At 51.7% G+C, this 999-nt stretch carries 2 protein-coding genes; both read left to right on the top strand.

Annotated features, from left to right (window positions below):
* On the top strand, positions 1-75 hold a 75-nt coding region (locus NOM67_RS21685), incomplete at its 5' end, for a hypothetical protein (protein ID WP_197724836.1).
* Positions 76-186: 111 nt separating this feature from the next.
* Complete coding sequence (gene gmhB / locus NOM67_RS21680) at positions 187-729, top strand: D-glycero-beta-D-manno-heptose 1,7-bisphosphate 7-phosphatase (protein WP_255940188.1); 543 nt, start codon at positions 187-189, stop codon at positions 727-729.
* Positions 730-999 lie beyond the last annotated feature (270 nt).

The raw sequence follows: 999 nt of genomic DNA, 5'->3' as shown, positions 1-999 counted from the left end.
GACGGCCTGCGTTTCGCTATCCGTGAAGGTGGCCGCACCGTAGGTGCTGGTGTTGTAGCTAAAGTTATCGCTTAATCGATACTTTAAATACGCACATGAAAGGGGTGGCTTCGGCCACCCCTTTTGTTTTTGGGCTTTATCTGCCCTGTGAGATACTGGGCAAAACCATTGATAGAGGTAGTTTTCGTGAGCAAACCCGCCATTTTTCTGGATCGTGACGGTGTCATCAATGAAGACACTGGTTATGTCAGCCAGGTCGATGACTTCCATTTTCTGCCCGGAGTCATAGACGCCCTGCAGCTCCTCAAAAAGAAAGGCTATCTGCTGGTTGTAGTGACCAACCAGTCAGGGATTGCCCGCGGTTATTTCAGTGAAGATGATTTCATGAACCTGACCGAGTGGATGGATTGGTCGCTGGCCGACCGTGATGTGGATCTCGATGGTATCTACTTCTGCCCGCATCATCCGGAGCACGGTGCTCCCTGTGACTGCCGCAAGCCGGAACCGGGAATGTTGCTGCTTGCCAGGCAGGAACTGAACATCGACATGAGCCGTTCCTATATGGTGGGTGACAAGCCTTCCGATCTGAAAGCAGCGAGCAATGCTGGGGTCGGTCACAAGATCATGGTCAGAACCGGTAAGCCGGTTACCGAAACGGGTAGCGCACTGGCAGATGCCATCTATGACAACCTGCACGATTTTGCCATCGCGGTGCCTTCAGCAAGCTGATTTCGCCGGTTTAATATGCCAATTGGTGGCTTTGTGAGCGAACGAACAGCGAAAGCCATCTTTTTGCAATTATCCGCTTGCCAGAACGAATTCACTCCCTATAATGCGCCTCCATCGACACGGCAAGCGGCAACGCAAACAACCGGGTCGGTAACCTCGAAAAGCCTTTGCAAATAAGGCTTGACTCGAGAAGGCGGTTGAGTAGAATGCCACTCCCGCAGCAGCAAAAGCTGCGTCGCTCTTTAACAATTTGAATCAAGCAATCTGTGT

This window comes from Aeromonas sp. SG16, from assembly GCF_024436135.1.
Lineage (GTDB): Bacteria > Pseudomonadota > Gammaproteobacteria > Enterobacterales > Aeromonadaceae > Aeromonas > Aeromonas jandaei.
This window is presented reverse-complemented; position numbering and strand designations above follow the sequence as displayed.